Raw genomic sequence first — 26,862 nt, 5'->3', positions numbered from 1 at the left:
GGCCGCCCGGCGGCGGCCCCTGGCGCGCGGGTTCGGCCGAGAAGGTGCCTGCCGATGCCCGGTCAGCCGTCGATGCGGTGCGTGGACCAGAACGACGTCAGGTCCGTGGTGGTGGCCGCCTGTGCGGCGGCCTTGAACTCGGCGGTGGTCGAGACGCCGTACCAGTGCGAAGTGGCGTAGTCCTTCAGCAGTTTCGCCATGGCGGTGTCGCCGAGGACGCGCCGCAGGTCGTGCAGGGCGCACTTGCCGTAGCCGTAGACGACCGTGGAGTACCGGGAGGAGTGGGCGTCCCAGTAGGCCATCGAATTGGTGATCTTCTCCGCCGACGAGGCCCAGGACACGCTGTTCCAGCAGTTGGTGCCGGTCTTGCCCTGCGCCAGGTCGGTGGCGTAGTCGGTGAACGACTCGTCCAGCCATGGGTTGTTGTACTCGTCGTCACCGACGATGCCGTACCACCACTGGTGAGCGGTCTCGTGGGTGAGCGCGGTGGTGCTGACCAGGTCCAGGACGAAGCCGGGGTACTCCATGCCGCCGAACCAGAAGTTGTTGTCGAGCACCGCGTCCAGCTCGCCGTACGGGTAGGCGCCGAACCGTGCCGCGTGGGCGTCCACGGCGGACTCCGCGGTGGTGAGCATCGACTGCGCGCTGGAGGAACTGATCCCGGAGACGGAGTAGACGTTCACCGGGACACCGCTCGACGAGGTGCCGGAGATCTTGGTGAAGGGCCCGGCGGCCCAGGCGAAGTCACGGACCCTGGTGGCGGTCGCGGTGGTGACGGTGCGTCCGCTGGAGCCTGGGGTGTCGACCGAGGTGCCCGTGGCGGGCACCAGCAGGGTGGTGGGGTGGTCGAGGGTCACCTTGAAGTCGGCCGCCAGCGAGTAGAACGACTCGCCGTTGTTCGTGTACGGGTCCAGGTGCCAGCCGGCCCCGTCCTTGACGGCGAGCACGGGCAGGGCGTTGCCGATGAAGCTGAAGGCCCCGTCGTGGCCGAAGCGGTCGGCGCCGCTGGGGACGGTGATGCCCAGGTCGAAGCCGATCGTGGCGGTCTGCCCCTGCGCGAGGGGCGTCGGCAGGCTGATCTGGAGGGCGGTGCAGGAGACGGAGAGGGCGCCCGCGGTGCCGCCGGTGACATGGGTGACGGTGATCGGCGGGGCGGAGCAGGTGCCGTGGTAGTTGTCCCACAGCCGCAGGTACACCTCGCTGAGCGCGGTGGCCGAGGCGTTGGTGAAGGTCGCGCTCTCGTGCCCGGTCCAGACGGTGCCGGCGGTGTCGCTGCTCAGACTGACGGTGTACGAGGGCGCGGCCGGGGTGCGGGTGGAGTCCGCGGGCGGGGCCGTGTCGCCGGAGGTGTCGAGGGCGACGTCGTCGACGACGAAGCTGGTCTGCAGGCTGGAGTCCTCGGTGCCGGTGAAGGCGACGCTCACGGTCTGGCCCGCGAACGCCGACACGTCGAAGGACTTCTGGACGTAGCCGGTGTTCTTGTCGAGGTTGGAGTACGTCGCCAGCGTGGTGCTGCCGATCTTCGCCGTCAGCTTGTCGTACGCGGTGGAGGAGGTGGTCTCGGCGGTGTCGACGTGCAGCCAGAAGGTGAGGGTGGCGCTGCCGCACCCGGTCGGGATCGTGACGCTCTGGGTGAGCGTGTCGGTGTGCGTACTGCCGACACCGTCCAGCCAGGCGAAGGAGGTTCCGCCGTGGGCACTTTCGCCGGTGCGGCTGGTGATCACACTCGTCGAGGACTGGCTCCACGGCGAAGTGCCGTTCTCGAAGCCGCCGTTGGACACCACCTGCGCCGGGGTGCAGGTGGCGGCCGCCCCGGCGGCGGCCCGCCCGGCGGTGGCCGGCGCGGCTGTCGCCGGGGTGCCCGGCAGCGTGACGGCCGCGGTGGCGGCGACGGCGAGCGCGCCCGCGGCCAAGGCCTGGCGGACGGTTCTGCGGGGGGTCGGTCTCACGCGGAACTCCTTTGCGGCGGCCGGGATTCCGGCCTGCTCGGCGGCCGTCCGGCCGGCTGGGGTGCGCCGGGACGGCCGTGCGCTGCGTGTGTCGTTCGAAGCGTGACAGATTTGATGAGGACATGCCAGATGGCGCGGAGGGCGGCGGGCGGCACCAAACTGCGGGAGGTCGCGCAGCACGTGGTGCGGTCGGCCCATGAGGGCCGGCTGCCCGAGGACATCGACCACGCACTGCGCACCGTGCTCACCGCGGCGCGCCGGACCCGGGAGGATCAGCCGCCGCGGCGGGACGACCCCGACGCCCGGTACTGCGCCGGAGCCTGCTGAGACCGAGGAGACACGCACCCGGCGACGGCCGCCGGTGCTCGCCTCACCGGGCGGCGGCCGCCACCGCGGCGGGGTCCTCGCCGGTCAGTTCCACGACGCGGTTCAGGGGAACCCCGGCCGCCAGGGCCCGCCCCAGCAGGGCGTCCCGGCCGTCGGTGCAGTCACGGTAGGCCAGGAGCTCCTTCTCGACGCGGGCCACGGCCTCCGGGCCGGTGTGCTGCCGCAGCCGGCTCAGCTCCTCGTCCCCGAGCGGGACCGGCAGCCGCTCCGCGTCCTCGGGGATGGCCGCCGTTTCCTCGGGCGGCACCATCCGCAGCCGCGGGGACGTCGCCGTCACGCCCTGCGCGTCCAGCCACGCCCGCACCGCCGGAGTCTCCATGCAGGCCGGCTCACCGACGGCCGCGGGCGGTGCACCGAGCGGCGTGGCCGGTTCGGTGAGCAGGAACAGGTAGGCGTCGTCGGTCATCTCGAGCCTCCTCCGGGGTATGTGAACGACTGATCACTGCTTCCGATACCCCGTCGCGGCCGGATCACCGCACGCGGCGTATCTCGCCGCGGACACGGTAGAAGCCGCCGGCCGCCGCGTGGACGGCGTCGACCACGTAGCGCGCTCCCGGCTCCCGGATCTCGCGCGGGAACTGTACGTTCCAGCCCGGTTCGAAGCCCTCGGAGACGACGTGGACCCGCATCCGGCCGGCCTGCTGGACGCACTCGACGACCACTCCGCCGGCGGGCGGAGTGCTGACGGTCGCCAGGGCGGAAACGGAGGTCGCGGGGTCGTAGGTGGGCAGGGCGGCGGCCGACTTGACGTCGACGGCCACGGGCACCGAACCCTGCTGGGCGGCGGCGATGGCCGCCTCCGACGTGTCGACGCACACCAGCGCCCCGTCGGTGGTCACCAGGTACAGCCGCTCGTCGAAGTACTGCATGGACAGCGCCGAGCCGTTGCCCGTGCGCAGCTTCCACAGCCGGGTGCCCGAGGCGTCGAAGCAGTAGACGGAGGAGGCGTTGTCACCGGCGAAGACGTACCGGCCTTGTGGAGCCGTGGCGCACGAGTACACGACGTTGTCGCACGCGTAGACGCCCTCGACCCGCCCGCTCGCCTTCGACAGCCGCTGCACCACGTGGCGGTCCGTGCCCGCGTACACCGCCGTCGCCTCCTGCCACCCGAACAGCACGCCGCCGCGCGTGTCGGTGTGCCACAACTGACCGCTCCCGTCCGGCGCGTAGGCCGTCACACCGCCGCCGTGCCCGTGGTAGACCGCCCGGTCGTCGGCCCGCACCATCCAGCCCGACCGGCCGGACGACCGCCTGGACCACTGGTGCTCGTCCTCGTGGTCGATGACGGTGAGACCGCCCGACTCGTCGGAGACGTCGAGGACGCCCTCGTGGATGTCCAGCCAGAAGATGTCGACGTTCGCCGCTATCTCGTACGCCGCGAAGGGCAGCTTCGACGACAGGTCGTACACCCTGCCGTCGTCACACCCCGCGTAGATCCAGAAGTCGTCCGCCACCAGGCACTTGACGCCGTCGGGCAGCCGGTAACGGGCCAGCACCTCGCCGTCGTGGCCCAGCGTGTGGACGTCGCCCGCCTGATTGCCCACCCACACGCGCTCCTCGTCGACATGGATGCCGAACGCGGCGGAACCGGTGCGAAAGCGCCACAGCACCGGCGCCGTGGCACGCGCCGTGGACGGTGCGGAACCGACCTGGCGCCGGGTCACGGGGCGCGGTGCCCGGCCCCCGGGAACGGCCGTCGCGTAGCCCTTGCGCACCTTCTGGTCGATCTTCTTCTCCGCGGCCGTCCGCGCCTTGGCCGGTGTCGCGAACGACGACGTCTGCGCCTGGCCCGGCGTGCCGATGCGGCCGTAGCGCACCGTGACGGCGGTCCCGTCGACCGTCACTTCGTAGAACTTGTGCGCCCCGCCACCGTCCTCGGACAGCTCCAGATACGTCGTCTCCACCACGACAGGCCCCTCCCGTACGCATACGTCCCCACCAGCGGACCGGCGATATCCGGCCGTCCGCTCTCGATGACGGGACCATACGGGAGGGCACTGACAACCGGTCCGTGCGGCGGGGACGGGGGACCGGGTGCTCAGTGGTCGGCGAGGCGGCTCAGCAGGGTGGTGACCTCCTGGCGTACGACGTCCCGGGCTGCGGCGGGCAGCGCCCCGACGTCCGTGTGCCGCAGGGCGTCGAGGGCCTGCCCCGCACCGGTCCCGCACGGAACGCTCTCGCTGAGCACCTCGTGACCGTCACGGACGGCGACCCGGAGGCGGCGGGCCCCGTCGCCGGCGCCGTGCACGGCGCCGGCGACCACCAGCGGCGGCTGCCCGCCCGCGTCGCCGGACAGCTTGCGGTACCCGCTGACCAGCGGTTCGCGCCAGTGCAGGCTGAGCAGCAGGGGGCGCTTGGCCAGCACCTCGGCGAGGTCGGTCTCGTAGCGGCCGTGCGGCTCGAGCACCGTGCACCGGGCGTCCAGCACCAGCGCCGGGGGCAGCAGGCAGCGCAGCGTGCTGCCGACGAGGTTGCCGCCGACCGTGGCCGTGCGGCGTACGGCTCCCGTCCCCACCGAGCCGGCCGCGCGGCGCAGCACCTCCGGCACCGGGCCGGCCGCCACTTGGTTCAGGACCGCGGCCGCGCCCAGTGTCTCCCGTCCGACCACGTTGGCCTCCGGGAGGCCGCGCAGGGACAGCGCCAGCTCCGGAAAGCCGTCCCGCTGCCAGGTGGCCCACACCAGGGTCGCGCCGCCGATCGGCACCGCCCCTTCGGCCAGGCACTCCTGCGCTTCGGACACGGACGTGGGCAGTCGCAGGAGCACGGCGCCGACCTGCCTTCCTGGAGAGGGGCGACGGACCGGGGCATCCCGGCCGTCCGGCCGCTGACGTGGCGCATTCTCCCCAGGTACGCGGGGGCGCGTACAGGGCTCACCCCGGTATCCGGTGCGCCCCTCGTGACGAGGCCGGACCGGACGGGGCGAGGCATGGTGGAGGTGTGATCGTGCTCGCCGTGCTCTTCGCCGTCCTGGGTGCCGCCAGCAACGCCGTGGGTACGGCCTTCCAGCGCAAGGCCGCCTCCACGGTGTCCCGGGGCGGTGGTCTCCGTCTCCTGGCGGCCCTCGTACGGCGCCCCGCGTGGATGATCGGCATCGCCGGTGTCGCGGGCGCCGCGGTGTGCCAGGCTTTGGCCCTGGTGAACGGGCCCATGGCGCTGGTCCAGCCGCTGTTCATCCTGGAGCTGCCGTTCGCCCTGCTGATCGTCGCTCCGCTGCTGCACCGCCGGCTGCCGGGCGCCGCCTGGCGGGCGGTCGCGACAGTGGTCGCGGGGCTCGCGCTGGTCCTGGCCGCGGCGGATCCCTCGGGCACCAGGAACCAGGCGGCCATGGAGCGGTGGGTACCGGTGCTGGTGCTGTGTCCGGCGGTGATGGCCGCGGCCGTCGTCCTCGCCCGCCCCGCACGCTCCCCCCTGTTCCGGGCGGCCGCGCTGGCCTCGGCCGCCGCGATCGGCAACGCCCTGACCGCGGCCCTGATGAAGTCGGCCACGGACCGGCTCGCCGACGACGGTCTTCCCGCCTTCCTGACCACCTGGCAGACGTACGGCTTCGCGCTCGTCGGCATCGGCGCGGTCCTGCTGCTGGAGAACTCCCTGCAGGCCGGTCCGCTGGTCGCCTCGCAACCCGCGCTGACCATCGGTGACGCGACGGTGAGCCTCGCGCTGGGCGTGACGCTGTTCGACGAGGAGATCCGGACGGGCTGGTGGCTGCTGCCCGAGCTGGCCGGGGCCCTGCTCATCCTGTGGGGCGTCCTCCGCCTGACCCGCGTGGTGCCCCGGCTCGCCGATCTCGTCCACTGAGCGAGCCCGGGGCGCACACATGGGGCGTCCGGGCCGGTCGGCGGGGACCGGCCCGGACGCCCTCACGGGACTACGGCCCGATCAGACGAGGTCGAACCGGTCGAGGTCCATGACCTTGGCCCACGCGGCGACGAAGTCGCGCACGAACTTCTCCTTCGCGTCGTCGCTCGCGTAGACCTCGGCGAGCGCCCGCAGCTCGGAGTTCGAGCCGAAGACCAGGTCGGCACGGCTGCCGGCCCACTTGACCTCGCCCGTGGCGGCGTCGCGGCCCTCGAACGCGGTCTGGTCCTCCGAGGTCGCCGACCAGGTGGTGCCCAGGTCGAGCAGGTTGACGAAGAAGTCGTTCGTCAGCGCGCCGGGCGTCCTGGTGAGGACACCGAGCTGCGAACCCTGGTGGTTCGCGCCCAGGACGCGCAGGCCGCCGACGAGGACCGTCATCTCGGGGGCGGTCAGGGTGAGCAGGTTGGCCCTGTCGAGCAGCAGGAACTCGGCCGGCAGCCGGTTGCCCTTGCCCAGGTAGTTGCGGAAGCCGTCCGCGGTCGGCTCCAGCGCCTCGAACGACTCCACGTCCGTGTGCTCCTCGGCCGCGTCGACACGGCCCGGCGTGAAGGGCACCTCGACCGCGAAGCCGCCCTCCTTGGCGGCCCGCTCCACGGCGGCGGCACCGCCGAGGACGATCAGGTCGGCCAGGGAGACCTTCTTGGCGCCGGAGGAGGCGTTGAACTCCCGCTGTACGTTCTCGAGGGTGCGCAGCACCAGCGCGAGCTGGTCGGGGTCGTTGACCTCCCAGCCGCGCTGCGGCTCCAGGCGGATGCGCGCGCCGTTGGCACCGCCGCGCTTGTCACTGCCGCGGAAGGTGGACGCGGACGCCCACGCGGTGCTGACCAGCTGGGACACGGTGAGACCCGAGTCGAGCAGCTTGGCCTTGAGGGCCGCGATGTCGGCGTCGTCGATCAGCCCGCCCTCGCGCTCCGGCAGCGGGTCCTGCCACAGCAGGGTCTCCTCGGGGACCTCCGGGCCGAGGTACAGCGACTTCGGGCCCATGTCGCGGTGGGTCAGCTTGTACCAGGCGCGGGCGAAGGCGTCCGCGAACTCCTCGGGGTTCTCGTAGAAGCGGCGGGAGATCGGCTCGTAGATCGGGTCGAAGCGCAGCGACAGGTCGGTGGTGAGCATCCGCGGACGGTGCTTCTTCTCCGGGTCGAAGGCGTCCGGCACGATCTCCGGGGCGTCCTTGGCGATCCACTGGTGCGCGCCGGCCGGGCTCCGGTCGAGCTCGTACTCGTACTCGAAGAGGTTCTTGAAGAACCCGTTGCTCCACTGGGTCGGGGTCGCGGTCCAGATGACCTCCAGGCCACTGGTGATGGCGTCCTTGCCCACCCCCGTGCCGTAGGTGCTCTTCCAGCCCAGGCCCTGCTCGGCCATCGTGGCGGCCTCCGGGTCGGCGCCCACGTGGTCGGCGGGGCCGGCGCCGTGGGTCTTGCCGAAGGTGTGGCCACCGGCGATCAGCGCGACGGTCTCCTCGTCGTTCATCGCCATCCGGCGGAACGTCTCACGGATGTCGCGGGCCGCCGCGATCGGGTCCGGGTTGCCGTTCGGACCCTCGGGGTTGACGTAGATCAGACCCATCTGGACCGCGCCGAGCGGGTTCTCCAGCTCGCGGTCGCCGGTGTAGCGCTTGTCGTCGAGCCAGGTGGTCTCGGGGCCCCAGTAGACGTCCTCCTCGGCCTCCCAGACGTCCGCACGGCCGCCACCGAAGCCGAAGGTCGAAAAGCCCATCTGCTCCAGCGCGACGTTGCCGGTGAGGACCAGCAGGTCCGCCCAGGAGATGCTCTGGCCGTACTTCTTCTTCACCGGCCACAGCAGACGGCGGGCCTTGTCCAGGTTGCCGTTGTCCGGCCAGCTGTTGAGCGGGGCGAAGCGCTGCTGCCCGGCGCCGGCGCCGCCGCGGCCGTCGCTGATGCGGTAGGTGCCCGCGCTGTGCCACGCCATACGGATCATCAGCGGGCCGTAGTGGCCGAAGTCGGCCGGCCACCAGTCCTGCGAGGTGGTCAGAACCTCAGCGATGTCCTGTTTCACGGCCGCCAGGTCGAGGGCCTTGAAGGCCTCGGCGTAGTCGAAGTCCCCACCGAGGGGGTTGGCCTCGACGGGGTTCTTCGCGAGGATCTTCAGATTGAGCCGCTCCGGCCACCACTGGCGGTTGCCGCCGCCCTGAGTCGGGTGGAGGGCACGCCCGTGCGCGACGGGGCAGCCACCGGCCTCCTCCGGCTTGGGATCCGTGACGATCGCGTCGTGGTTCTCGGTCATGGGAGTGTCCTTCCGAACGGGGTGGATCGCAATGCTCAGGAACTACGGGCGGGGGGAACAGCCGGGGCACAGGCCCCAGTAGGTGACCTCGGCCTCGTCGATCGAGAAGCCGTGGTCGTCGGAGGCGGCCAGGCAGGGGGCGTCGCCGACCGCGCAGTCGACGTCGGCGACGGCACCGCACGACCGGCACACGACGTGGTGGTGGTTGTCCCCGACACGTCCCTCGAACCGGGCCGGGCTGCCGGCCGGCTCGATCCGGCGAATGAGACGCGCCGCCGTGAGCGCGTGGAGCGCCTCATAGACGGCTTGCAGGGAAATATGGCCCACGCGGTCGCGGACCCCGGACGCGATCGCCTCGACGTCGAGGTGGTCGCCGGCCCGGACGGTCTCGAGGAGCGCGACGCGGGCGGCCGTCACGCGGAGGCCGGCGCCGCGCAGCTCCTCGGCGGGCGTCGGAGTCCGGGGTGCGGTCATGACGCTCAACCTACCGCGACAAACACGAGCTGTGTAGTAAAACGAACCATTCAAGTTTGAGACGTCTCGTGCTCCGGGTGACGGCGGGGCTCAGGGGGGTGGACCCCGCCCGTTCCGGGGCGGGGTCCGGGCGGTGCCGGGCGGCCGGGCCCCCGGCGAAGGCGCGCGGGAGGTTCTCCGTCGTGCGGGTCACGAAGGTGCGGGTCCGGGCGCCCATGCCGTGGTCGCGGCCCCGTTCACCGGTGCCGGCCACCAGGGCCTCCACCCAGCGGGAGGTGACCGCCGTCGCCCGTGCGGGCCGACGGCGGGCGCGGGTGTGCTCGCAGGCCGCCGCGCCCAGGCCGGCGCCCGGGCACAGGCACAGGAAGCGGCGCCGGGACACATCGGATCCGCCGGGACGCACCGGGTGCCGAGCCGAAGCCACACCGCCTCCTCGCCCCCTCCGGTCCACCGCTCCGGCGTCGAGGCGCCCCCGCGACCGGTCTGGGCCGCCCGTCACCCGGCGGACATGCCCTCCCGCATCGCCTTCGCGGTGCCGGCCGCGTCGTACCCCTCGGGCACCCCCTGGACCAGGATGATGTCGCCCTCGATGTGCCGGTGGCGCAGTGGCGCGATCTCCTGGTACGCGGGCGAGTCCCACCAGGCCCGTGCCTCGGCGATGCCGGGGAAGCCGATCACCACGGCGTGCCCCGGCCAGCTGCCCTCCTTCACCTCGTGCTGGGCGGCGTGCACCAGGAAGCGGCCGCCGTACGGCTCGAAGGTGGCGGTGATGCGCTCGATGTACTCGGCGATCTCCGGGTGCGGCGCGGCGTCCCGGAGGTGGCCGATGACGTAGGCGCTCATGGTGTCCTTCCCCTTCGGTCGGGCGTTCGGATTCCGTACGCCGCCGATCTTGGCACGCGGACGTCGGAGGGCGCGATGACCCGGCAGGTAAGCGGCGGAGCGCTCCACCGGTCCTCCACCGCCCTCACGGCGTCGCGTGACCCGGATCACATGGCCGAAGTGCATCGCACAGCGGGGGCCAACGTCTTTCACAAGGCGTAGGGGGATGACCGAAGCGGGGGAAGGTGCGGATGGAGCAGAGCCGGGCCGACGGGTTCGACGGGTTCGTGGCAGCCCGTTGGTCGGCGTTGTTCCACCTCGCGCGGCTCCTCGTGGGAGGCGACCGGCACCGGGCCGAGGACCTGCTCCAGGAGGCGCTGGTCGGACTCTGGTTCGTCTGGCCCAGGATCGCGGACGAGGCGCCGGAGGCGTACGTACGCAGGACCCTGGCCCGCGCGGCGGCCCGCTCGGCTCGGCGGCGCTGGTGGGGAGAGCGCCCGGTCGAGCAGCTGCCGGACCGGGCGGAGGCGGGTGACGTGTCCGCCTCCGTCGCGGAGCGCTCGCGGCTGGAGGCCGCCCTCGCCCAACTGCCGCCCAGGCAGCGGGCCGCGGTGGTGCTGCGCTACTACCAGGACCTGTCGGAGAAACAGGTCGCGGAGGTGCTGGGGTGCCCGGTCGGCACCGCTCGGTCCCATGCGTCACGCGGCGTGGCACGGCTGCGCCGGATCCTGGCCGACGTCATCGAGCCGGTGGGGTGAAGGGGAGCTGATGGATCACTTCGAGCGGGAGCTCGCGCGCATGATGCGCGACACCCAGGAACACACCCCCTTCGAGGCCGAACAGCAGGTGCGCCTGCGGTGCAGGGTGCGCACCCGTCGGCGCACCCGCCTGGCACAGCGGGCCGTCGGCTCCGTCCTGGCCGTCGCCGGACTCGGCGTCGGCCTGTTCCTGCTGCCCCACGACCGTGTCGAGAACAGGCCGCAGGCTCCGCTGCCGAGGCCCGCGCTCAGCCCCGCGTCCGCCGGTCCGGCCTCCCCGGGCCCGGCACCGTCGCCGACGCCGGAGAACTCCCCCGTCGGGACCGTCACCGCGTCCCCGCCCGGGACCGCCGAGGAGACCTCCGCCCCGCCCGAGACGCCGCCCACCACCCGGAGTCCGGGCACGAAGTCCCCGCCCCCGACCGCGCCCTCCACGTCGCCGCCCTCTGCGTCGTGGACGCCGAGCCCGTCGGCCACGCCCTCGCGCACCGCATCGACCGTCGGACCGTCGGCGTCGACGGTCTCGGCGGACCCGGGGCAGTAGCAGCCCGCCAAGGACCTGCGACCGCCCATCCGTGACCCTGACCGCAGCACACCGTGACCGTGACCGCAGCACTGCCGCCTCACCTCGCACACCCTGCGGCAGGCCCGAACCTGGATACGTCTTGACAAACATAGGCCCGACAGCCATGACGGACCCTCTCGCCCCCGGCCGGCTGCCACTGCGCACCCCGGTGCCGGCGCACCAGCGGGAACCCGTCCTGGACGTGGTGGTCCCGGTGTTCAACGAGGAACGGGACCTGGAACCGAGCGTACGGCGCGTGCACGCGCACCTGCGCGAGACCTTCCCGTACCCGTTCCGGATCACCGTCGCGGACAACGCCAGCACCGACGAGACCCCCAGGATCGCGGCCAGGCTGGCCGGGGAACTGCCCGAGGTCCAGTGGCTGCGACTGGCCGAGAAGGGCCGGGGCCGGGCCCTGCGGACCGCGTGGTCGGCCTCGCCGGCGCCGGTGCTCGCCTACCTGGACGTGGACCTGTCGACCGATCTGACCGCACTGTTCCCCCTGGTGGCCCCGCTGATCTCCGGGCACTCCGACATCGCCATCGGCACGCGCCTGGCACGCGGTTCACGGGTGGTCCGCGGCCCCCAGCGGGAGGTCATCTCCCGCTGCTACAACGCCCTGTTGCGTTCCACGCTCGCCGTCGGGTTCTCCGACGCGCAATGCGGGTTCAAGGCCGTGCGGCGCGATGTCGCCGAGCGGCTGCTGCCCCTGGTGAAGGACTCGGGCTGGTTCTTCGACACCGAACTGCTGGTGATCGCCGAGCGGGCGGGACTGCGCATCCACGAGGTGCCGGTCGACTGGGTGGACGACCCCGACAGCCGGGTCGACATCCTGTCCACGGCCCTGGCCGATCTGCGCGGTGTCGCCAGGATCGGCCGGGCGCTGGCCCGGGGCGCGCTTCCGATGGCCGGACTGCGCCGGAGCGCCGACGGCGACCCGCCGGGCGGCCCCGGGCTGGCCGGCCAACTGCTGCGGTTCGCCGCGGTGGGAGCCGTGAGCACCCTCGGATACGTGCTCCTGTACGCCCTCGCGCGGCCTGCGGCGGGGCCACAGGCCGCCAACGCGCTGGCCCTGCTGATCTGTGCGGTCGCCAACACGGCCGCCAACCGGCGGCTCACCTTCGGGCTGCGCGGCCGCGGCGGTGCGATGCGCCACCAGGCCAAGGGCCTCCTGGTGTTCGCGATCGGCCTGGCGCTCACCAGCGGCGCGCTGGCCGCGCTCCACCGGGTGGCCCCCGATGCCGGGCGCCGTACGGAGCTGGCCGTGCTCGTCGCCGCCAACCTGGCGGCGACCCTCCTGCGGTTCCTGCTCCTGCGGGCCTGGGTGTTCCCCGCCCGTCGCCGCGGTACGGGAGGCACGGCCGCATGACCGACACGATCACCCCGGCCACCGGAGCGGGCACCGAGGTGCCCGGGACGCCGGCCCGCACCGGCGAACCCGACCGCGACCAGGGCTCACGGCTGCGCCGCACGGTCCGTCACCACGGTCCCGTGCTCGCGCTCTACGGCGTGCTGAAGCTCATCGGCTTCCTGGTCTTCATGTATCTGCTGGACTCCTCCGGGGACTTCCGGAAGAAGAACCCGCGCTTCGGCGGCGGCGCCCACGCCTGGGACGTCCTGGCCAGCTGGGACGGCTGGTGGTACCAGCAGATCGCCACCCACGGCTACCACCCCGCGCTGGTCCCCGTGCCCGGTGCGACCGGACTGATCACCCTCGAGGGCAACTCGGCCGCGTTCTTCCCCCTCTACCCCGCCACGATGCGGCTGGTCTCCGAGTGCACGGGCCTCGGCCTGTACGGCGCCGGCATGGTGGTCTCCGTCGTCGCCTCGTTCGTGGCCGCCCTCGGCGTCTACGCGGTCGCCGCCCGCTTCGGCGGCAGAGGGGCCGGGCTGGCCGCGGCCGGACTGTGGGCGGTGTGGCCGGGCTCCGGCCTGGAGTGGTCGGGCTACTCTGAGTCCCTCTACGTCGCGCTCGCCGTCTGGGCCTGCCACGCCGTGATGCGCCGCCGGTGGCTCACCGCGGGCATCCTCACCTTCCTGGCCGGCCTCAACCGCCCCACCGCCGCCGCGCTCGTCGCGGGCCTCGCCGTGGCCGCGCTGCTCGCCCTCAGGCGGCGCGAGGACGGTGTCGCACGCCCGCTGGCCGCGATCCTGACCGCCCCGCTCGGGCTCGCCGGCTACCTGCTGTGGGTCGGCCACCGGATGGGCGACCACGGCGGTTACTTCGCCCTCCAGAAGGGTGCCTGGGCCCACACCTTCGACTACGGGAAGCAGACCCTCGACGTCCTCACCTCGATCGCGGTGGGCCGCTTCGACTACCTCTTCGCGTTCCCCTTCGAGGACACCATCGGGGTGGGTGTCGTCCTGCTGGGCCTGGTCCTGATCCCGCTGCTGATCCAGCTGCGCCCTCCGGCCGTCCTGACCGTCTACACGCTCCTCACCTTCGCCCTGGTGCTGGGGAGCCAGCAGATCTTCGGCAACGTCTCCCGCTACCTGCTCCCCGCCTTCCCGCTGTTCATCCCCGTCGCCCTCGCACTGCGCCGGCTGCGGCTGCCCCTGCTGTGCACGGTGCTCGGCATCGCCGCGGTGGCCTCGGGCTCGTACGCGGGGTACGTGCTCTTCGAAGCGGGGGTCCCCTGACCGGCTCCGCCGGCCGGGGCGCCTGATTCTTCCTCCGATTCTTCCTGGTCCGCCCGGCGCCGCGGTGATGGGATCGTCCCGTGTCCCAGACGCTGTCCACGGCGCCGCTGGCCGCCTCCGAGCGGGAGGAGTGCTGGCACGACGTCGTCTCCCGCACCTTCGTGCCGCTCGATGTCACCCTGCTCGAGAAGGAGCCGTCGCCCGGCACGATCGTCAGCGAGCGGCTCGGAGAGCTGCGGATCGTCCAGGTGCGGGCGGGTCCCCAGGCGGTGACGCGGAGCAGGCGGCTCATCGCCCGGGACGACCACGAGTACCTCACCCTCAGCATTCAGCAGCGGGGCACGGCGGTGACGGAACAGGACGGACGGCGAGCCCGGCTCCACCCGGGTGACTTCGCCCTCTCCGACACCTCCCGCCCGTTCCGGAAGTTACTCGAGGGCGAGTTCGCCTTCACCGCCTTCCACTTCCCCCGGCGGGAGTTGCACGTCGGTGACGAGGACCTGCGCGCGGTGACGGCGACCGCCTTCAACGGTGACAGGGGGAGCGCCGCACTGGTCGCCACCTACTTCATGGGCATGGCGCGCGGGGCGGCGGGCTTCGACGACGCGGTGCGCCGGCGCGTCGCCGTCACCGCGCTGGACCTGCTGGCCGTGCTGATCGAGGAGCACCGCGGGCGTGGCGGCTCACGGGCCCCGGAGACCGCCGAGGAGGGCCTGGCGCGGGTGAAGGACCACATCATGCGCCACCTGGCCGACCCCGGTCTGTCGCCCGCCACGATCGCCGCGGCGACCTTCATGTCGGTCCGCCGCCTGCACAAACTGTTCGAGTTGGAGGGGGCCACGGTGGCCGGCTGGATCCGGACGCAGCGTCTGGAACGCTGCCGCCGCGACCTGCTGAGGCCCACGGCCCTGGAGATCGGGGTGGCGGGCATCGCCCGGCGCTGGGGTTTCGTCAGCCCCAGCCACTTCAGCCGGGCGTTCCGCGCGGCGTACGGGATGAGCCCTCGTGAGTGGCAGGGGAGCCCCGACACGCGCGGGTCTCTTCCCGCAGATCACCCGGGACTCCGTCTTCCCTCGCGAGCACGGCGCGGTGGCCCCTTCCCTGCTGCCCCTTCCGCGGTACCCGGGCGGCCAAGCCCGTGAGGGCCATGGGCGGCGGGGACGGGGTGTCCGGCGGCGCAGCGTCTGTATGACCGGGTTCGTTACCCCCGGGAGCCCCCGGCACCGGGTCCGCGCCCGCGGCCCTCGACGTGCGCCGCGTCACCGGTCCGCGCCTGTACGGACGACCTCCCGCTCACCCCCTCCTGACGCACGGGCTCGCGGGGGGCGGTCCGGTCACCTCCACGTGGGCGGGGCGCAGCAACTGGTCGCCGAGGCGGTAGCCGGGGCGGAGCACCGCCGTGCACACCAGCCGGTCGACGTCCTCGCGGACGTGGTGGGCCAGGGCCTCGTGGCGGGCGGGATCGAACGTGTCGCCCGCCTCCCCGAAGGCCACCAGCCCCAGGGCGCCGGCCTGGCTCTCCAGCGTGTCGGCGATGTCCTTCAGCCCCGGGGTCAGCGGCTCGTGCGCACACGCGCGGTCGACGGCGTCCAGCACCGGCAGCAGACCGGTGAGCACGTTGGCGGCCGCGATCTGCCGCACGGCCAGACGGTCCCGGCGCACCCGCTTGCGGTAGTTGTCGTACTCGGCCTTGACCCGCTGCAGATCGGCGGTGCGCTCCTGGAGCAGGCGCTCGAGTTCCGCCGTGCTCCGCGGCCGGCTCTGGGTCATCTCAGCCCGCCTCGTCGTCCTTCTCGCCCTGGTTCGCCGACGGTCCCGGTGTCCACCCCGTCTTCGTCCGCGGCGCCTCCCCGCTCGGCGCAGGGGTGCGCTGCCCTCATTCTTCCGCCGCACCGGCGCCCGCTGCGAGCCGGGACGTCCGGCCGGGTTCCGTCCGGGCGCCCCGGCCCGGCCCGGACGCGCCGTCGAGTTCGTCGACTTCGTCGACCAGACGGCGCAGGAGCGGCGCGTACCGGGGGTGGGCGAGGGCGAAGGCCATCTGGGCGACCAGGTAGTCGGCGGGGTTGCCGGTGTCGTACCAGCGGCCCTGGATGACCTGCCCGTACACCGCCCGGGTGGCGGCGTAGGCGTTGATGGCGTCGGTCAGGTAGACCTCGCCGGTCCGGTGCTCGTACCAGCGGCGGGTCTGCTCACGCAGTTCGTCGATGATGCCGGGGGTGACGACGTAGCCGCCGATGGCCGCGTACGAGGAGGGCGCGGCCGCGGGCTCCGGCTTCTCGACCAGGCCCGTGATGCGCAGCGTGCCGCCCCCGAGGTCCTCCTTGACGAGGGGCACGCCGTACCGCTGGGAGTCGCCCGGGTCCATCGGCATCAGGGCCAGCACCGGGCAGCCGGTCTGCTCGTGGGCGCGGATCAGCTGCTGGGCCCGGGGCACCTCGGCCACGAACACGTCGTCCGGCCAGAGCACCAGCACGGGTTCGTCGCCGATGTTGCGGGCGGCGTTCAGCACCGGGGTGCCGTTGCCGTACGGGCCGTGCTGGTCGAGGTAGGTGATGTGGCCCTTGTGGGCCAGCTCGGCGACCTCCTCCACGGCGTCGGCGTAGGCCGTCTTGCCGTCGGCCCGCAGTTGGGCGACGAGTGCGGGGTTGGGCCGGAAGTGGTCCTGGATCAGCGACTTGCCACCGGAGACCACGATGGTGATGTCGGTGATGCCGGAGTCCACGAGTTCGCGCACCGTGTGCTCGATGACCGGCTTGTCGCCGACCGGCAGCATCTCCTTCGGGGTGGCCTTGGTCAGGGGCAGCAGCCGGGAGCCGAGGCCGGCGGCGGGGATCACGGCCCTGCGGATCGTCGGGGGCATCGGATCTTCCTCGGTCGGACGGCCACCGTGCCGGGCGGCACGGCTCACCCCGACGCTACCAACGCACGTTCCCGCACCCCGGGCGGCGCCGGTGGCCGGCGCCGTCGCCCCCGGGCCACGCCCGGCCGGGCCCGCTCAGGACTGGTGGGGCTGCTGCTGCGGCTGCCCGTACGGCTGACCGGCGTGGGCGCCCGCGGCCTGCGCCTGCAACTGCTCCGCCTGTTCCTTGGCCAGTCGCTGCTCGGCGCCGCAGAAGGTGCACTGGGTGGTGTACTTCGTCGCGATCGGGAACAGCGGCACGAAGAACAGCGTGAACTTCGTGACACGCTTGCGGAGGGTGTGCGCGGCGGGATTGCCGCAACGGCCGCACACCAGCGTGAGTATCGCGAGCTGGTACAGGTATCCCCTGGTGCCGAAGATGATCACGTCGTTGGTCCTTCCCGGGTCGGTGCTGTCCGTACAGTACCGGCGGGCGTCGCGGTGCGGTCAGGGGTGGCGGGAATCGGGGGAGCGCGGGGGAGCCCCGACGATCAGTTTCCCAGTGCCTGACGCAGGTCCGGGTAGCAGGGGATGAGCCGGTCGATCCCGACCAGCCGCATGATGCGCACGACGGATTCCCGGGGACCGGCCAGACGCAGCCAGCCGTCGGCGTCCACGGTGGCGTGATGGGCGTTGATCAGGGCGTTGATGCCGCTGGAGTCCATGAAGGTCACACCGCTGAGGTCGATGACGGTACGCGGGCGCGCGGCGTCGTCCGGCGGCAGCAGGGCACGGCCGAGGCGGTCGCGGACGGTGTGGTCGATCTCCCCGCTGAGGGTGACCACACGGATGCCGTCGACGGTGGAGTGACCGATCGCCGGCCGGCCGGAGTGCGCTGCGTCGTGGGTGTCTGTCACCGTCTCCTCACCAACCTGCTCGCTGACATCGACTCGGTCCGTACGTGCGTCGGTAGCCTGCCCCGATGCCACGCGGCCATACCTGCCTGTGGCCTGCCTGCGTCGCGTGAGGCATATGACGCGGTCCGCCGGGTAGACGCACGCGCGTGAACGGGGGAACAGCTATGGAACCACTGGAGTCGGCCCCTGGCGGTGAAGGCGTGCGAGACGCCGACCTGCAGGAGATCATCGCCCTTGGCGAAGACGGCAGCTGCATCGCGGAGGCCCGCCACCGGGCGGCCGGCTTCCTCGCCCGGGTCCGGACCGAGTACGGGCTGCCGGTGTCCGACCGCGCCGTGGACCTGACCCAGCTGGTGGTCAGCGAGCTGGTGACCAACGCCCGCAAGTACGCTCCCGGCCCGCTGCTGATGGAGCTGCGCATCGCCGGTGACCTGGTGGAGGTGCAGGTGTGGGACAGCGACCCGGTCCTGCCGGTGGCGCGGGCCGCCGACCCGGGCCGGGTGGGCCAGCACGGGCTGGAGATCGTCATGGCCGTCGCCCAGGGCTTCGAGGTGCAGCGGGAGCCGGTCGGCAAGCGCGTCACCGCCCGCATCGCCCTGTCCGACGAGCCCGGTCGGTGATCCGGTCGAGGATCCCGGCCGGCAGCCGGACGCGTGGGGGCGACGCCCCGGGCCTCCTGCCGGTCGCCGCCGCCCGGCAGGTGTGCCGCCGCGCGGTCGGGCCCGGCCGGGTGCCTCCTGCGAGCGTCGTGACAGGGAGTCGATGACCACCGCGGCGAACAGGACCCCGCCCGTGATCACGAGCTGGACGGCGGTGGGGGTGCCGGTGAGCGCCATGCCCGACGCGATCGACTGGATGACCAGGATGCCCAGCACCGCGGACCAGGTCGTTCCGCGGCCGCGTCCGGTCGTCGTCGGTGGTCATGGCCCAACGGTGCCACATGGTGCGGCGGCCAGGCTCGGCCGGCCGGAACAGCCCGTGTGCGCCGACGAGTTGGGGGCATCCGGGACGGGACCGCACGCACCGCCTCGCGTTGCGGCGACTTCCTCCCGGCGAAGGGACGCATCTCATGCTGGCCATCATCTCGGCGGTTCTGTTCTTCATCTCCTTCCTGATCAACGCGGCCGACATATCCACCAACGACACCTTCACCTCGACCAACGTCATGCTTCTCGGCCTCACCCTGCTGGCGCTGCACCTCGCGGGCATCGGCAGCGCCTGGACCGTGCGCGGCAGACGGTGACACCCCGCCGGTGATTCCGGCGTGCTCACCTCTGCGGCCCGGCAGCCGCACAACCCAACGGGCGGGCCGGACGTCAAAGAGGTGACGCATCGCGGGATGCACCACAGCAAGGGGGAACACCATGCGCAAGGGACGACGGGCGGCGGCTGCGGCGGCCGTCCTGGCGGCAGTGGGATCTCTGGCCCTGGCGGCCCCGGCGGCATCCGCCGCCGGGGCCGCCACCGCGGCCACGACCACGTGCCCGGCGGGCTGGGGCAGCCTGCCCGAGCAGAGCACGGCCGACGTGGCGCCGCACTCGCTGACCGACATCCGCACCGGGCAGCACGACTGCTACGACCGCATCGTCTTCGACGTCGGCTCGGGCACCGCGCCGCTGAGCTACTCCGTCGCGTACGTCGACGCGTTCCGTCAGGATCCGTCCGGCGCGGTGATCCCGGTCTCCGGCGGGGCGATCCTCGACATCCACGTCGGCGCCACCGCGTACGACCCCGAGACGGGCGGGGCGACCTATCCCGGCCGGCCCGGCAAGGCGCTGCCCGGCGTCGACCTGACGGGCTACCGCACCTTCCGCGACACCAAGTTCGGCTCCAGCTTCGAGGGGGTCACGCAGGTGGGGCTCGGAGTGCGGGCGCGGCTGCCGTTCCGGGTGCTGACGCTGCCCGGTCACCTGGTGGTGGACGTCGCCCACACCTGGTGAACCGTACGGCTCCGGCCGCGGCGAGCCCTCAGTGACCCCTCGGCGCGGACAGGGCCGGCCGGAAGCAGGCGTGGACCGTCTTCCCGTCCGGGCAGGGACGGGCCTGCCAGGTTTCCGCCAACGCCTCCACCAGGAGCATGCCCCGTCCGCCCGTGCGCTCGGCGTCGGGCGGACGGGGGGTCGGCAGCCGGGGCGAGGTGTCGTGGACGCTCACGTGCAGGCACCGGCTGTCCCAGGCCAGTACCAGGTGGGCGGCGCTGTGCGCGTGCACGTGGGCGTTGGTGACCAGTTCCGAGATGGTCAGCAGCACGTCGTCCACGGTGTCGGGCGCCGACTCCGTCCAGCCCAGCGAACGCAAGTGACCGCGCGCCCAGTCACGTGCCGTCTTGACGCTGCTGTCGAGCGGCAGGGACCGCGCCCAGCCCACCGCCCTCAGTGAAGATTCGCTCACACCTGTCGCCTCCCTGCTGTGGCTGTGTCAGCGCGTCTACCCGCCCGGCACGCTTTGACGCGAGGGCGCCGTCGGGTCCGGACTCCCGGACGAACGCCCAGTCCATCCGGGGTTCCACCGCGAAGCGGAAGACCCGGCGTACCGGAGCGGTGCACAGCGTGGTGACCACCAGGCCCGCGACGAGGGTGGCGGTGATCTCGCCGAGGGGCTCATGGGCCCAGCCGGGCCGGGACCAGTGCCAGTGGTTCGCGGCCTGGACGACGAAGCCGTGCAGCAGATAGCCGTAGAGGGTGCCCGCGCCCAGCGTGGTGAACCAGGTGCGACGGCCGGGCACCCAGGCGAGGAAGCAGGCGGCCAGGGTCAGGGAGCAGCCGAAGACGGCCAGGGTCATGACCGGCCCGTACCAGGCGGGCACGCCCAGTTCCACGGCGCTGTCGCGGTGGAAGAACCAGGCGTAGTCGAACCGTGGGGCCGCCCAGTAGGCCAGCGCGAGCGCCCCCGCGAGGACCACGGCCGCCGGGACGCGCACCGCCCGGCGGCGGACCAGCCGGAAGTGCTCGGGCCGCAGACACAGACCCAGCACGAAGTAGGGCAGGAACTGCACGGCCCGCTGCAGGTCGAGGTCGTTGCCGATGGACGGCGACAGCGTCGCGAGCATCGCGAGGGCGAGCGCGAGCGGCAGCGGACGGCGCACCCGCAGCCACAGCGGCGTGGTCAGCCGCCAGAGGAACAGCGCGGCCAGGAACCAGGTCAGGTACAGCGGGTCGAGCAGGCTGACCGGCCGGTCCGGGACCCCGTCGCTCCACCGGGTGAAGAGGGTGTACGCCGTCTCGAAGACGACGTAGGGCACGACCACCCCGGTGACCAGGCGCCTGATCTTCGCCGGACTCGCGTCGAAACCCCGTGAGAAGAAGCCGGAGACGACGATGAACGCCGGCATGTGAAAGGCGTAGACGACCGTGTAGAGCGCGGTGACGGCCCGGCTGCCGGAGCGCAGCGGCTCCCAGGCGTGGCCCATCGCCACCAGCACGATCGCCAGGTACTTGGCGTTGTCGAAGAACGCGTCGCGCCCCCGTGCGGCGGCCGGTGCGGTCTCGCTCACCGGACCGCCTGCGCAGGATGCATGCCGACCGTCTCACCGCTCGCGGACGGCGCAAACGTCCCCCGGGAGCCCTCCCACGGATGTGATTCCGGACAGGTCTGGATAAATGCATGAGAAGGGCATACGTTGGTGCTCACCTCTGCCGGACCCGTCCATCCGTGCCACCAGATGGAGGGCACCGTGAACTGGCGTACCTGGGCTGCCTGTCGCTCCGAGGACCCCGAACTCTTCTTCCCGGTCAGTGAGGAAGGCGCGTCGCTGACGCAGATCGAGCGGGCCAGAGACATCTGCCGCCGCTGCCCCGTGCTGCACGAATGCCGGGCCTGGGCCCTGCGCAACCGGGAGTACGAGGGGGTGTGGGGCGGACTGACCGCAGGGCAGCGGCGCGCACTGTCACCGGCGAGGGACACCGCCCGGCCCGCCGAGGTGCGGTGACCGGCCGACTTCAGCGCGTCGCGTGTCCCGGCGGCCCCGCCGCGGCGGGCGCGGTCACCACATCCACGTCGCTCGCCCGGACGTAGGCGAGCCGGTGGCCGAACTGGATCTCGTAGTACTGCTCCCGGCCGTTGATCACCGGGCTCGGTGTCTCCACGAAGGACGACCTGTCGACGTCGGTGCCGGTCACGCTGGACTGCGTCACGTACCGCTGGCCGGCCAGGAGGCTGTACGGCAGCGGGGACTCGGTCTGCTCCGGGAACCCCTCCGGGTAGGCCTCCTCCTCCGGGAGGGCACGCCCGAACACCGGGATCTCGCTCAGCCCCTGCTTGGGGGTCACCATCCGGCCGCTCGCGCCGACGGCCGTCGGGTGCTTCTTCGGGTTCTTGAACCAGGCCTTGTGGCCCAGGTACCAGATCGCCGTCCAGTCGCCGCTGCGGCCGGCGACCGCGTAGGTCTGGCCGGTGGAGATCCGGGAGCCCAGGTCGCTGACGTCCTCCGTGGAGGGCTCGCCGTCCGGGCGCCTGCCGGGGTCCTGGATCAGCGGGGCGTCCTCGCGCGGCTCGGTGTGCAGACGGACGGCGCTCGAGCCGTGCGGCGCGCACGGCACGCCGTCACCCTTGCACCCCGTGTACCGCGGCTTGTAGGCGGCGTAGTCCGGCAGCACCATCACCATGGGGCTGTCCGGCCCGGCCGTGGCCCGCAGCGGCGCGCCGAGGAGGTCGAAGTAGTGCCGCCAGTCCCAGTAGGGGCCGGGGTCCTCGTGCATGTCGGGGATGCTCGAAGCGGTTGGCGCCGGCACGTTGTCGTGACCGAAGATGTGCTGCCGGTCGAGCGGGATCGCGTACTTCTTCGCCAGGTACCGCACCAGGCGGGCCGAGGCCCGGTACATCTTCTCCGAGTACCAGGCGTCGGGCTGCGTGAGGAACCCCTCGTGCTCGATGCCGATCGAGTGGCCGTTCACGAACTGGCTGCCCGAGTGCCAGGCCGAGTCCTTGGTCCTGACGTGCTGGGTGACGTGGCCGTCGCTGGAGCGGACCGAGTAGTGCCACGACGCCTCGGTCGGATCCTGCACCGTCTGGAACATGGACTTCAGGGACGCCTCGGTGTCGTGGATGACGATGTACTCGATCTTCTCGTCCCAGGGCCGGTCGGCCAGGTCGTGGTTGCCGTAGGCGTCGTCGGTCCGCTCGTACGGCGCGCTGAGCCAGGAGCAGGCCAGCTCCGGCGGGCACTCGACCTCCTTCGGCCGGCTGCCCGCCGGGCGGGTGGCGCGCGGCCGCACCTCGGGATCGGCGGGGAGCGTGACGTTCTGCGCCGCGTCGGTGATGCGGTGCGCACCCTTGCGGATCACCTCGAACACGTCGTTGGCGTAGGTCGCCGCCGCGTCCGCGTCGCTGGTGCCGGAGAAGCGTGCCACCGCGTCCCACCAGTCCGCCGGCCGGTCGCTGAGGGGTTTGCCGAGCTGTCGCTGGGTCGCCGCCAGGAGGGCGGCCCCGCCGCGCACGTTGGCGGCGTCGTCCGTGCGCAGCCGCTTCGCCGGGACCCCGATCAGGTCGGCGGCGCGGCGCAGTTCGGCCGGCGGCTGGGCGCGGCCCGTGCCGGGCTGTCCCGCGGGCGGCCCCGCCTCGCCGTGGCTCTGCGGCGCCCGGGGCGGGGCGGCGCCGGGGTCCACCAGGTGCATCGGTCCGTAGCCGCCGCTGACGCTCGGGACGCCGGGATGGGAGTCCCAGCGCGACTGCAGGTACGACACACCCATCAACACGCCGCGTGGCACGTGGAACTCGTCCGCGGCGGCCGTAAAGTCGTTCTGGAGACGTTGGTCGGCCGCCTCCTCCGCCGCATCGGTCGGTGGGAAGGCCAGTACCGGGATCAGCAGCGCCGCCGACGCTGCCACGCAGGCCGTCAGACGGTGCTCGCGTACGGCGATGCGGACACGGGGGGCGACGCGTCTTCTCATTGCAATGTCTCCAAGGGCTCGTCGCAACAGGACAAGCGCAAGCAGGACAAGGGAGTTGCCCTTCACGCCACCCCTTGTACGTTTCCGTGCCCCGGGCGCCGCGTCGCGCCGAGCGTCAACCACGTGGACCAGCCGCCCGGCACACGCCACTCGGTCGGCGGCAGTACGAGGGCCGTGGCGGCCGGGTGGCTCAGTCCTCGACCGGGTCGGTCCGCCAGCCGGGATGACGGGGCATCGGCGGGGTGCGGTCCCCGTACAGCCACGGCGTCAGAAACCGTGTCAGATCCCTGCCCGCGACCGCGGAGGCGAGCGCGACGAAGTCCGCGGTGCCGGCCGCCCGGCCCCGGTACCTCGTCACCCAGGAGCGCTCGATCCGGCCGAAGGTCTCCTCACCGACCTCCTCGCGCAGGGCGTAGAGCACCAGGGCCGAGCCGTCGTACCGCATCTGCCGGAACAGGGTCGGCCCGGTGGGTTCGGCGGGCGCCCCGTCGTCGTGCCGCCACTGGTCGTGCCGCTCGTACGCCGCCCGCATCGCGGCCTCCATGCTGTCGCCGCCGTGCGCGTCGGAGTAGAGGCGTTCGTAGAACTGGGCGTGCCCCTCGCTCAGCCACAGGTCGGACCACCGCCGGATGGCGACGCTGTCCCCCGTCCAGTGGTGGGTCAGTTCGTGCACGAGGTTGCGTTCGGCGTGCACCCGGTCGCCCAGCAGATCGGCGCTCGGCAGGACGGACAACGACTGCGTCTCCAGGGCCACCGGCAGGTCGGTGTCCCCGATCAGGACCCCGTACCGGCTGAAGGGGTACCGGCCCAGCCGCTGTTCCAGCCAGGCCAGGTGCCCGGGGGTGAGCGAGCGGTAGTCCTCGGTGCCGGTCACCAGGTCTTCGGGGACCACGTCGCGCACGGGCAGCCCGTGCGGGCCGGTGGTGTCGACGACCGTGAACTTCCCGATCGCCATCTGGACCAGTTGCGCCGCGACGGGCTGCTCGGAGTCGTACGTCCACCGGGTGCGTCCGCCGGGCCGCCGGACGCGTTCGACGAGCCGGCCGCTCGCGACGGCGCTGACACCCGGGGGAGTGGTGATGCGGAAGGTGACCGGTGCGCGCAGGCTCGGGTGGTCGTCGGCAGGGAAGATCATTTTGGCGCCGTCGGGCTGTGGACACAGCACGGTTCCGTCGGGCGTGGGCACCCAGCCGTAGTCCGCGATGGCGTCGCCGCGGTGGCGTTGCTGCGTGGGGTCGGCCGTGTAGGCGACCCGCACGGTGAAGCCGGCACCCCGGGGGATCGGCCTGGCAGGGGTGATGACGAGTTCGTCGCCCTGGCGCACGGCGCTCGCCGGCCCGTCGTCGACGGTGACGGTGCGCAGGGTGTTGCCCGCGAAGTCGAGGTCGAAGCGGGACAGGTCCTGGGTGGCGGTGGCGCTGATGGTGGTGACGGCGTCGAAGGGGGTCCGCGGTGCCCGCCAGTCGAAGCCCAGGACGTAGCGGCGGACGCGGTAGCCGCCGTTGCCGTCGAGCGGCGCGAGCGGGTCGCCGATGCCGGGGGCGCCGGGGGAGGGGGCCGCGCCGGGCGAGGCGGCCCGGGGGCCGGGGGCCGGAGGGCGGCGGCCCCCGGGCGTGAGGATGCCGAGGGCGACGGCGACACCGGTGATCCCGACGGCGCCGGCGACGGCCAGGGCGAGAACCCGGCGCCTGGTGGAGGAGGTGCCGGCGAGCGCGATCTGCATAGCCGCACTATCGGCCGCGCGGCCGTCGGCGACGGCGATTCGGGAGACGCGCCGCGCCAGTTCTCACACATATGGTCATAAAACGTGTCTTATTCATTCATGCAGACACACACACGGCGCACAGTGCTCGGTGCCTCGATCGCGGCCGCCGGCTCGGGGATCCTGGCCGCATGCTCCGGGTCCGCACCCCGCACGGAGTCCGGCTCCCACCCGGCGGGCAGCCCCCACGCCGGCACGGCCCCCCGCCCGGCTCCGGGTTCCGGTCCCGGCTCCGGGACCGGACGGGGGAGCCACCACGGCGAGGTGTTCGTCCCCAAGGGGCCCGAGGGGTACGTGAACCCGTCCGATCCGGAAGTCCTCGCGGTCGAACGGGAACGCGGGTCGGGACCGGTGCGCCGGTTCCGGTTCACCGCCGACGAGACGTTCCTCGACCTGGGCGGGCGGACGGTGAGGTCATGGGCGTACGACGACAGACTCCCCGGCCGGGAGGTACGCATCCACGCGGGTGATGTCCTCGACCTCACCCTCGCCAACCGCCTGCCCCAGTCGACCACGCTGCACTCGCACGGGGTGCGCATGCGCAACGACATGGACGGCGTACCGGGTCTGACCCAGTACTCCATCGAGCCCCGCACGGACTTCAACTACCGCTTCACCGTGTCCCACCCGGGCACCTACTGGCTGCACTCCCACTCGGGGATGCAACTGGACCGCGGCCTGTACGCGCCGCTCATCGTCGAGGACCCCCAGGAACCCCTGTCCTACGACAAGGAATGGGTGGTGGTCCTGGACGACTGGCTGGACGGCGTGCAGGGCTCCACCCCGGACGGAGTCCTCACCGAACTGCGCCACGGCAAGCGCGCGTCGATGGACATGGACATGGGAGAGGGAGAACACGACGGTTCCGGTCACGACCCGCAGGACGGATCGCGTGCGGGGGCGCCCGGCAAGTCCAAGGGCCCCTCCCGCCTCCTGCACGGCTCCCACAGCCGCATGCTGCACAGCGAGGGCGGCAGCGTCGCCTTCCCGTACTACCTGGTCAACGGGCGCATCGCACAGGAGCCTTCGGTCTTCCGGGCCCGCCCCGGGGACCGTATCCGGCTGCGGATCATCAACGCCGGCGCCGAGACGGCCTTCCGGGTCGCCCTCGGCGACCACGAGATGACGATCACGCACACGGACGGCTACCCGGTCGAGCACAAGCGGACGGACGCGCTGCTGCTCGGGATGGCCGAGCGCTACGACGTGCTGATCACCGCCAAGGACGGGGTGTTCCCGCTGGTGGCGCTGGCGGAGGGCAAGAACGACAGGGCTCTGGCGGTGCTGCGTACCGGCAGCGGGAGCATGCCCAGGGCCTCCGTGCATCCGCGGGAGCTCGAGGGGATGGTCGTGCCGGCCAGACGGCTCGTGCCGGACGAGTCGGTCGCCCTGTGCGACCGCGAGCCGGACCGTGAGATGCGCCTGAGGCTGACCGGCAACATGAAGGCCTTCAACTGGGGCTTCGACCACCACCCCTACTCCGTCCGGCGACGTCACCCGGTCCGGCAGGGCGAGCGGGTCCGGGTGACCCTCATCAACGCGACCAGCATGTGGCATCCCGTCCACCTGCACGGCCACACGTTCGCCCTCCGCGGCCTCAACGCGGTCGGTGCCCGCAAGGACACCTCCATCCTGCTGCCGCACCGCAAGATGGTCATCGACTTCAACGCCGACAACCCGGGCCTGTGGATGCTCCACTGCCACAACCAGTACCACTCCGAGTCCGGCATGATGACCCTCCTCGGCTACCGCAAGTGACCGT

Annotated in this window: 27 protein-coding genes and 2 pseudogenes; 12 read left to right on the top strand and 17 right to left on the bottom strand. The window is 72.5% G+C overall.

Annotated features, from left to right (window positions below; translation table 11 throughout):
* Positions 1-62: 62 nt before the first annotated feature.
* Positions 63-1,949 carry a M1 family aminopeptidase gene (locus ABZX30_RS27430; protein WP_355938030.1) on the bottom strand — a complete coding sequence of 629 codons (1,887 nt, stop codon included), beginning with the start codon at positions 1,947-1,949 and terminating at the stop codon, positions 63-65.
* A 129-nt stretch (positions 1,950-2,078) separates the two neighbouring features.
* Here ABZX30_RS27430 and ABZX30_RS27425 point away from each other — a divergent pair, with 129 nt between their 5' ends.
* Positions 2,079-2,276 carry a hypothetical protein gene (locus ABZX30_RS27425; protein WP_355938028.1) on the top strand — a complete coding sequence of 66 codons (198 nt, stop codon included), beginning with the start codon at positions 2,079-2,081 and terminating at the stop codon, positions 2,274-2,276.
* 43 nt (positions 2,277-2,319) lie between these two features.
* Here ABZX30_RS27425 and ABZX30_RS27420 read toward each other — a convergent pair whose 3' ends face one another.
* The 3 genes from ABZX30_RS27420 to ABZX30_RS27410 all read right to left on the bottom strand — a co-directional run bounded on the left by ABZX30_RS27420 (position 2,320) and on the right by ABZX30_RS27410 (position 5,100).
* Positions 2,320-2,742 (bottom strand): DUF6003 family protein, encoded by a 423-nt coding sequence (locus tag ABZX30_RS27420; RefSeq protein ID WP_355938026.1) that lies wholly within the window; start codon positions 2,740-2,742, stop codon positions 2,320-2,322.
* 64 nt (positions 2,743-2,806) lie between these two features.
* Positions 2,807-4,240 carry a WGR domain-containing protein gene (locus tag ABZX30_RS27415; protein ID WP_355938034.1) on the bottom strand — a complete coding sequence of 478 codons (1,434 nt, stop codon included), beginning with the start codon at positions 4,238-4,240 and terminating at the stop codon, positions 2,807-2,809.
* A gap of 134 nt (positions 4,241-4,374) precedes the next feature.
* Entirely contained in the window at positions 4,375-5,100 is a 726-nt protein-coding gene (locus ABZX30_RS27410; protein ID WP_355938024.1) for an FAD binding domain-containing protein, read from the bottom strand.
* A gap of 173 nt (positions 5,101-5,273) precedes the next feature.
* Between ABZX30_RS27410 and ABZX30_RS27405 the strand changes: the two genes are divergently transcribed.
* On the top strand, positions 5,274-6,131 hold the full coding sequence (locus ABZX30_RS27405; protein WP_355938022.1) for a DMT family transporter: 858 nt from the start codon (positions 5,274-5,276) through the stop codon (positions 6,129-6,131).
* 81 nt (positions 6,132-6,212) lie between these two features.
* Here the strand turns inward: ABZX30_RS27405 and katG are convergent, their stop codons facing one another.
* The 4 genes and pseudogenes from katG to ABZX30_RS27385 all read right to left on the bottom strand — a co-directional run bounded on the left by katG (position 6,213) and on the right by ABZX30_RS27385 (position 9,752).
* Positions 6,213-8,435, bottom strand: coding sequence for a catalase/peroxidase HPI (gene katG, locus ABZX30_RS27400; protein WP_355938020.1), 2,223 nt, complete (start codon positions 8,433-8,435; stop codon positions 6,213-6,215).
* A gap of 42 nt (positions 8,436-8,477) precedes the next feature.
* The gene (locus ABZX30_RS27395) at positions 8,478-8,909 is read right to left on the bottom strand and encodes a Fur family transcriptional regulator (RefSeq protein ID WP_355938018.1); all 432 of its coding nucleotides are present in this window, start codon (positions 8,907-8,909) and stop codon (positions 8,478-8,480) included.
* A 10-nt stretch (positions 8,910-8,919) separates the two neighbouring features.
* Positions 8,920-9,186 (bottom strand): annotated as a pseudogene (locus tag ABZX30_RS27390) (hypothetical protein); the annotation flags it as partial.
* Positions 9,187-9,404: 218 nt separating this feature from the next.
* Entirely contained in the window at positions 9,405-9,752 is a 348-nt protein-coding gene (locus ABZX30_RS27385; protein ID WP_355938016.1) for a DUF1330 domain-containing protein, read from the bottom strand.
* Positions 9,753-9,982: 230 nt separating this feature from the next.
* Here ABZX30_RS27385 and ABZX30_RS27380 point away from each other — a divergent pair, with 230 nt between their 5' ends.
* From ABZX30_RS27380 to ABZX30_RS27360, 5 genes are all read left to right on the top strand, one after another.
* On the top strand, positions 9,983-10,489 hold the full coding sequence (locus ABZX30_RS27380; RefSeq protein WP_355938014.1) for a SigE family RNA polymerase sigma factor: 507 nt from the start codon (positions 9,983-9,985) through the stop codon (positions 10,487-10,489).
* Positions 10,490-10,499: 10 nt separating this feature from the next.
* Positions 10,500-11,033, top strand: a complete 534-nt coding sequence (locus ABZX30_RS27375) for a hypothetical protein (protein ID WP_355938012.1) — start codon at positions 10,500-10,502, stop codon at positions 11,031-11,033.
* Between the two features lie 145 nt (positions 11,034-11,178).
* Complete coding sequence (locus ABZX30_RS27370) at positions 11,179-12,423, top strand: bifunctional glycosyltransferase family 2/GtrA family protein (protein WP_355938010.1); 1,245 nt, start codon at positions 11,179-11,181, stop codon at positions 12,421-12,423.
* A complete protein-coding gene (locus ABZX30_RS27365; RefSeq protein WP_355938008.1) occupies positions 12,420-13,694 on the top strand; it encodes a hypothetical protein in 1,275 nt (424 codons plus the stop codon). The genes ABZX30_RS27370 and ABZX30_RS27365 overlap by 4 nt, the downstream gene beginning before the upstream one ends.
* Positions 13,695-13,774: 80 nt before the next feature.
* Positions 13,775-14,836 (top strand): helix-turn-helix domain-containing protein, encoded by a 1,062-nt coding sequence (locus ABZX30_RS27360; RefSeq protein ID WP_355938006.1) that lies wholly within the window; start codon positions 13,775-13,777, stop codon positions 14,834-14,836.
* 151 nt (positions 14,837-14,987) lie between these two features.
* Here the strand turns inward: ABZX30_RS27360 and grpE are convergent, their stop codons facing one another.
* The 4 genes from grpE to ABZX30_RS27340 all read right to left on the bottom strand — a co-directional run bounded on the left by grpE (position 14,988) and on the right by ABZX30_RS27340 (position 17,450).
* Entirely contained in the window at positions 14,988-15,464 is a 477-nt protein-coding gene (grpE, locus tag ABZX30_RS27355; RefSeq protein ID WP_355938004.1) for a nucleotide exchange factor GrpE, read from the bottom strand.
* Between the two features lie 106 nt (positions 15,465-15,570).
* The gene (locus ABZX30_RS27350; RefSeq protein WP_355938002.1) at positions 15,571-16,554 is read right to left on the bottom strand and encodes a UTP--glucose-1-phosphate uridylyltransferase; all 984 of its coding nucleotides are present in this window, start codon (positions 16,552-16,554) and stop codon (positions 15,571-15,573) included.
* Positions 16,555-16,689: 135 nt separating this feature from the next.
* Positions 16,690-16,980 carry a zinc-ribbon domain-containing protein gene (locus ABZX30_RS27345; RefSeq protein WP_355938000.1) on the bottom strand — a complete coding sequence of 97 codons (291 nt, stop codon included), beginning with the start codon at positions 16,978-16,980 and terminating at the stop codon, positions 16,690-16,692.
* Between the two features lie 104 nt (positions 16,981-17,084).
* Positions 17,085-17,450, bottom strand: coding sequence for an STAS domain-containing protein (locus tag ABZX30_RS27340; protein ID WP_355937998.1), 366 nt, complete (start codon positions 17,448-17,450; stop codon positions 17,085-17,087).
* 164 nt (positions 17,451-17,614) lie between these two features.
* On the opposite strand from ABZX30_RS27340, the gene ABZX30_RS27335 reads away from it, so the two are divergent.
* Positions 17,615-18,070 carry an ATP-binding protein gene (locus ABZX30_RS27335; RefSeq protein WP_355937996.1) on the top strand — a complete coding sequence of 152 codons (456 nt, stop codon included), beginning with the start codon at positions 17,615-17,617 and terminating at the stop codon, positions 18,068-18,070.
* Positions 18,071-18,169: 99 nt separating this feature from the next.
* Here ABZX30_RS27335 and ABZX30_RS27330 read toward each other — a convergent pair.
* Positions 18,170-18,349 (bottom strand): annotated as a pseudogene (locus ABZX30_RS27330) (sugar ABC transporter permease); the annotation flags it as partial.
* Between the two features lie 170 nt (positions 18,350-18,519).
* On the opposite strand from ABZX30_RS27330, the gene ABZX30_RS27325 reads away from it, so the two are divergent.
* Complete coding sequence (locus ABZX30_RS27325) at positions 18,520-18,693, top strand: hypothetical protein (protein WP_355937995.1); 174 nt, start codon at positions 18,520-18,522, stop codon at positions 18,691-18,693.
* A gap of 121 nt (positions 18,694-18,814) precedes the next feature.
* The gene (locus ABZX30_RS27320; protein WP_355937993.1) at positions 18,815-19,390 is read left to right on the top strand and encodes a hypothetical protein; all 576 of its coding nucleotides are present in this window, start codon (positions 18,815-18,817) and stop codon (positions 19,388-19,390) included.
* A gap of 28 nt (positions 19,391-19,418) precedes the next feature.
* Here ABZX30_RS27320 and ABZX30_RS27315 read toward each other — a convergent pair whose 3' ends face one another.
* Both ABZX30_RS27315 and ABZX30_RS27310 read right to left on the bottom strand, forming a co-directional pair.
* Positions 19,419-19,841 carry an ATP-binding protein gene (locus tag ABZX30_RS27315; RefSeq protein ID WP_355937991.1) on the bottom strand — a complete coding sequence of 141 codons (423 nt, stop codon included), beginning with the start codon at positions 19,839-19,841 and terminating at the stop codon, positions 19,419-19,421.
* A complete protein-coding gene (locus ABZX30_RS27310) occupies positions 19,765-20,943 on the bottom strand; it encodes an acyltransferase family protein (protein ID WP_355937989.1) in 1,179 nt (392 codons plus the stop codon). Before ABZX30_RS27310 ends, ABZX30_RS27315 begins: the two co-directional genes overlap by 77 nt.
* A gap of 180 nt (positions 20,944-21,123) precedes the next feature.
* Between ABZX30_RS27310 and ABZX30_RS27305 the strand changes: the two genes are divergently transcribed.
* Positions 21,124-21,378 carry a WhiB family transcriptional regulator gene (locus ABZX30_RS27305; protein WP_355937987.1) on the top strand — a complete coding sequence of 85 codons (255 nt, stop codon included), beginning with the start codon at positions 21,124-21,126 and terminating at the stop codon, positions 21,376-21,378.
* Positions 21,379-21,388: 10 nt separating this feature from the next.
* Here ABZX30_RS27305 and ABZX30_RS27300 read toward each other — a convergent pair whose 3' ends face one another.
* Positions 21,389-23,338: a peptidoglycan recognition family protein gene (locus tag ABZX30_RS27300; protein ID WP_355937985.1), complete on the bottom strand. Its 1,950-nt coding sequence runs from the start codon at positions 23,336-23,338 to the stop codon at positions 21,389-21,391.
* A gap of 190 nt (positions 23,339-23,528) precedes the next feature.
* Complete coding sequence (locus tag ABZX30_RS27295) at positions 23,529-25,061, bottom strand: M1 family metallopeptidase (protein WP_355937983.1); 1,533 nt, start codon at positions 25,059-25,061, stop codon at positions 23,529-23,531.
* Positions 25,062-25,160: 99 nt separating this feature from the next.
* Between ABZX30_RS27295 and ABZX30_RS27290 the strand changes: the two genes are divergently transcribed.
* Positions 25,161-26,858, top strand: a complete 1,698-nt coding sequence (locus tag ABZX30_RS27290) for a multicopper oxidase family protein (RefSeq protein WP_355937981.1) — start codon at positions 25,161-25,163, stop codon at positions 26,856-26,858.
* Positions 26,859-26,862 lie beyond the last annotated feature (4 nt).

Source organism: Streptomyces sp. NPDC004542 (genome assembly GCF_040610035.1).
GTDB lineage: Bacteria > Actinomycetota > Actinomycetes > Streptomycetales > Streptomycetaceae > Streptomyces.
Note: the sequence above shows the minus strand (reverse complement) of the source record. Positions and strands in the feature narration are given on the sequence as shown.

Coding starts and splice junctions, on each gene's coding strand:
- ABZX30_RS27320 (WP_355937993.1), top strand. CDS start 18,815: ATGCGCAAGGGACGACGGGCGGCGGCTGCGGCGGCCGTCCTGGCGGCA.
- ABZX30_RS27295 (WP_355937983.1), bottom strand. CDS start 25,061: ATGCAGATCGCGCTCGCCGGCACCTCCTCCACCAGGCGCCGGGTTCTC.
- ABZX30_RS27350 (WP_355938002.1), bottom strand. CDS start 16,554: ATGCCCCCGACGATCCGCAGGGCCGTGATCCCCGCCGCCGGCCTCGGC.
- ABZX30_RS27395 (WP_355938018.1), bottom strand. CDS start 8,909: ATGACCGCACCCCGGACTCCGACGCCCGCCGAGGAGCTGCGCGGCGCC.
- ABZX30_RS27385 (WP_355938016.1), bottom strand. CDS start 9,752: ATGAGCGCCTACGTCATCGGCCACCTCCGGGACGCCGCGCCGCACCCG.
- ABZX30_RS27325 (WP_355937995.1), top strand. CDS start 18,520: ATGCTGGCCATCATCTCGGCGGTTCTGTTCTTCATCTCCTTCCTGATC.
- ABZX30_RS27335 (WP_355937996.1), top strand. CDS start 17,615: ATGGAACCACTGGAGTCGGCCCCTGGCGGTGAAGGCGTGCGAGACGCC.
- ABZX30_RS27380 (WP_355938014.1), top strand. CDS start 9,983: ATGGAGCAGAGCCGGGCCGACGGGTTCGACGGGTTCGTGGCAGCCCGT.
- ABZX30_RS27290 (WP_355937981.1), top strand. CDS start 25,161: ATGCAGACACACACACGGCGCACAGTGCTCGGTGCCTCGATCGCGGCC.
- ABZX30_RS27300 (WP_355937985.1), bottom strand. CDS start 23,338: ATGAGAAGACGCGTCGCCCCCCGTGTCCGCATCGCCGTACGCGAGCAC.
- ABZX30_RS27425 (WP_355938028.1), top strand. CDS start 2,079: ATGGCGCGGAGGGCGGCGGGCGGCACCAAACTGCGGGAGGTCGCGCAG.
- ABZX30_RS27420 (WP_355938026.1), bottom strand. CDS start 2,742: ATGACCGACGACGCCTACCTGTTCCTGCTCACCGAACCGGCCACGCCG.
- grpE (WP_355938004.1), bottom strand. CDS start 15,464: ATGACCCAGAGCCGGCCGCGGAGCACGGCGGAACTCGAGCGCCTGCTC.
- katG (WP_355938020.1), bottom strand. CDS start 8,435: ATGACCGAGAACCACGACGCGATCGTCACGGATCCCAAGCCGGAGGAG.
- ABZX30_RS27370 (WP_355938010.1), top strand. CDS start 11,179: ATGACGGACCCTCTCGCCCCCGGCCGGCTGCCACTGCGCACCCCGGTG.
- ABZX30_RS27365 (WP_355938008.1), top strand. CDS start 12,420: ATGACCGACACGATCACCCCGGCCACCGGAGCGGGCACCGAGGTGCCC.
- ABZX30_RS27375 (WP_355938012.1), top strand. CDS start 10,500: ATGGATCACTTCGAGCGGGAGCTCGCGCGCATGATGCGCGACACCCAG.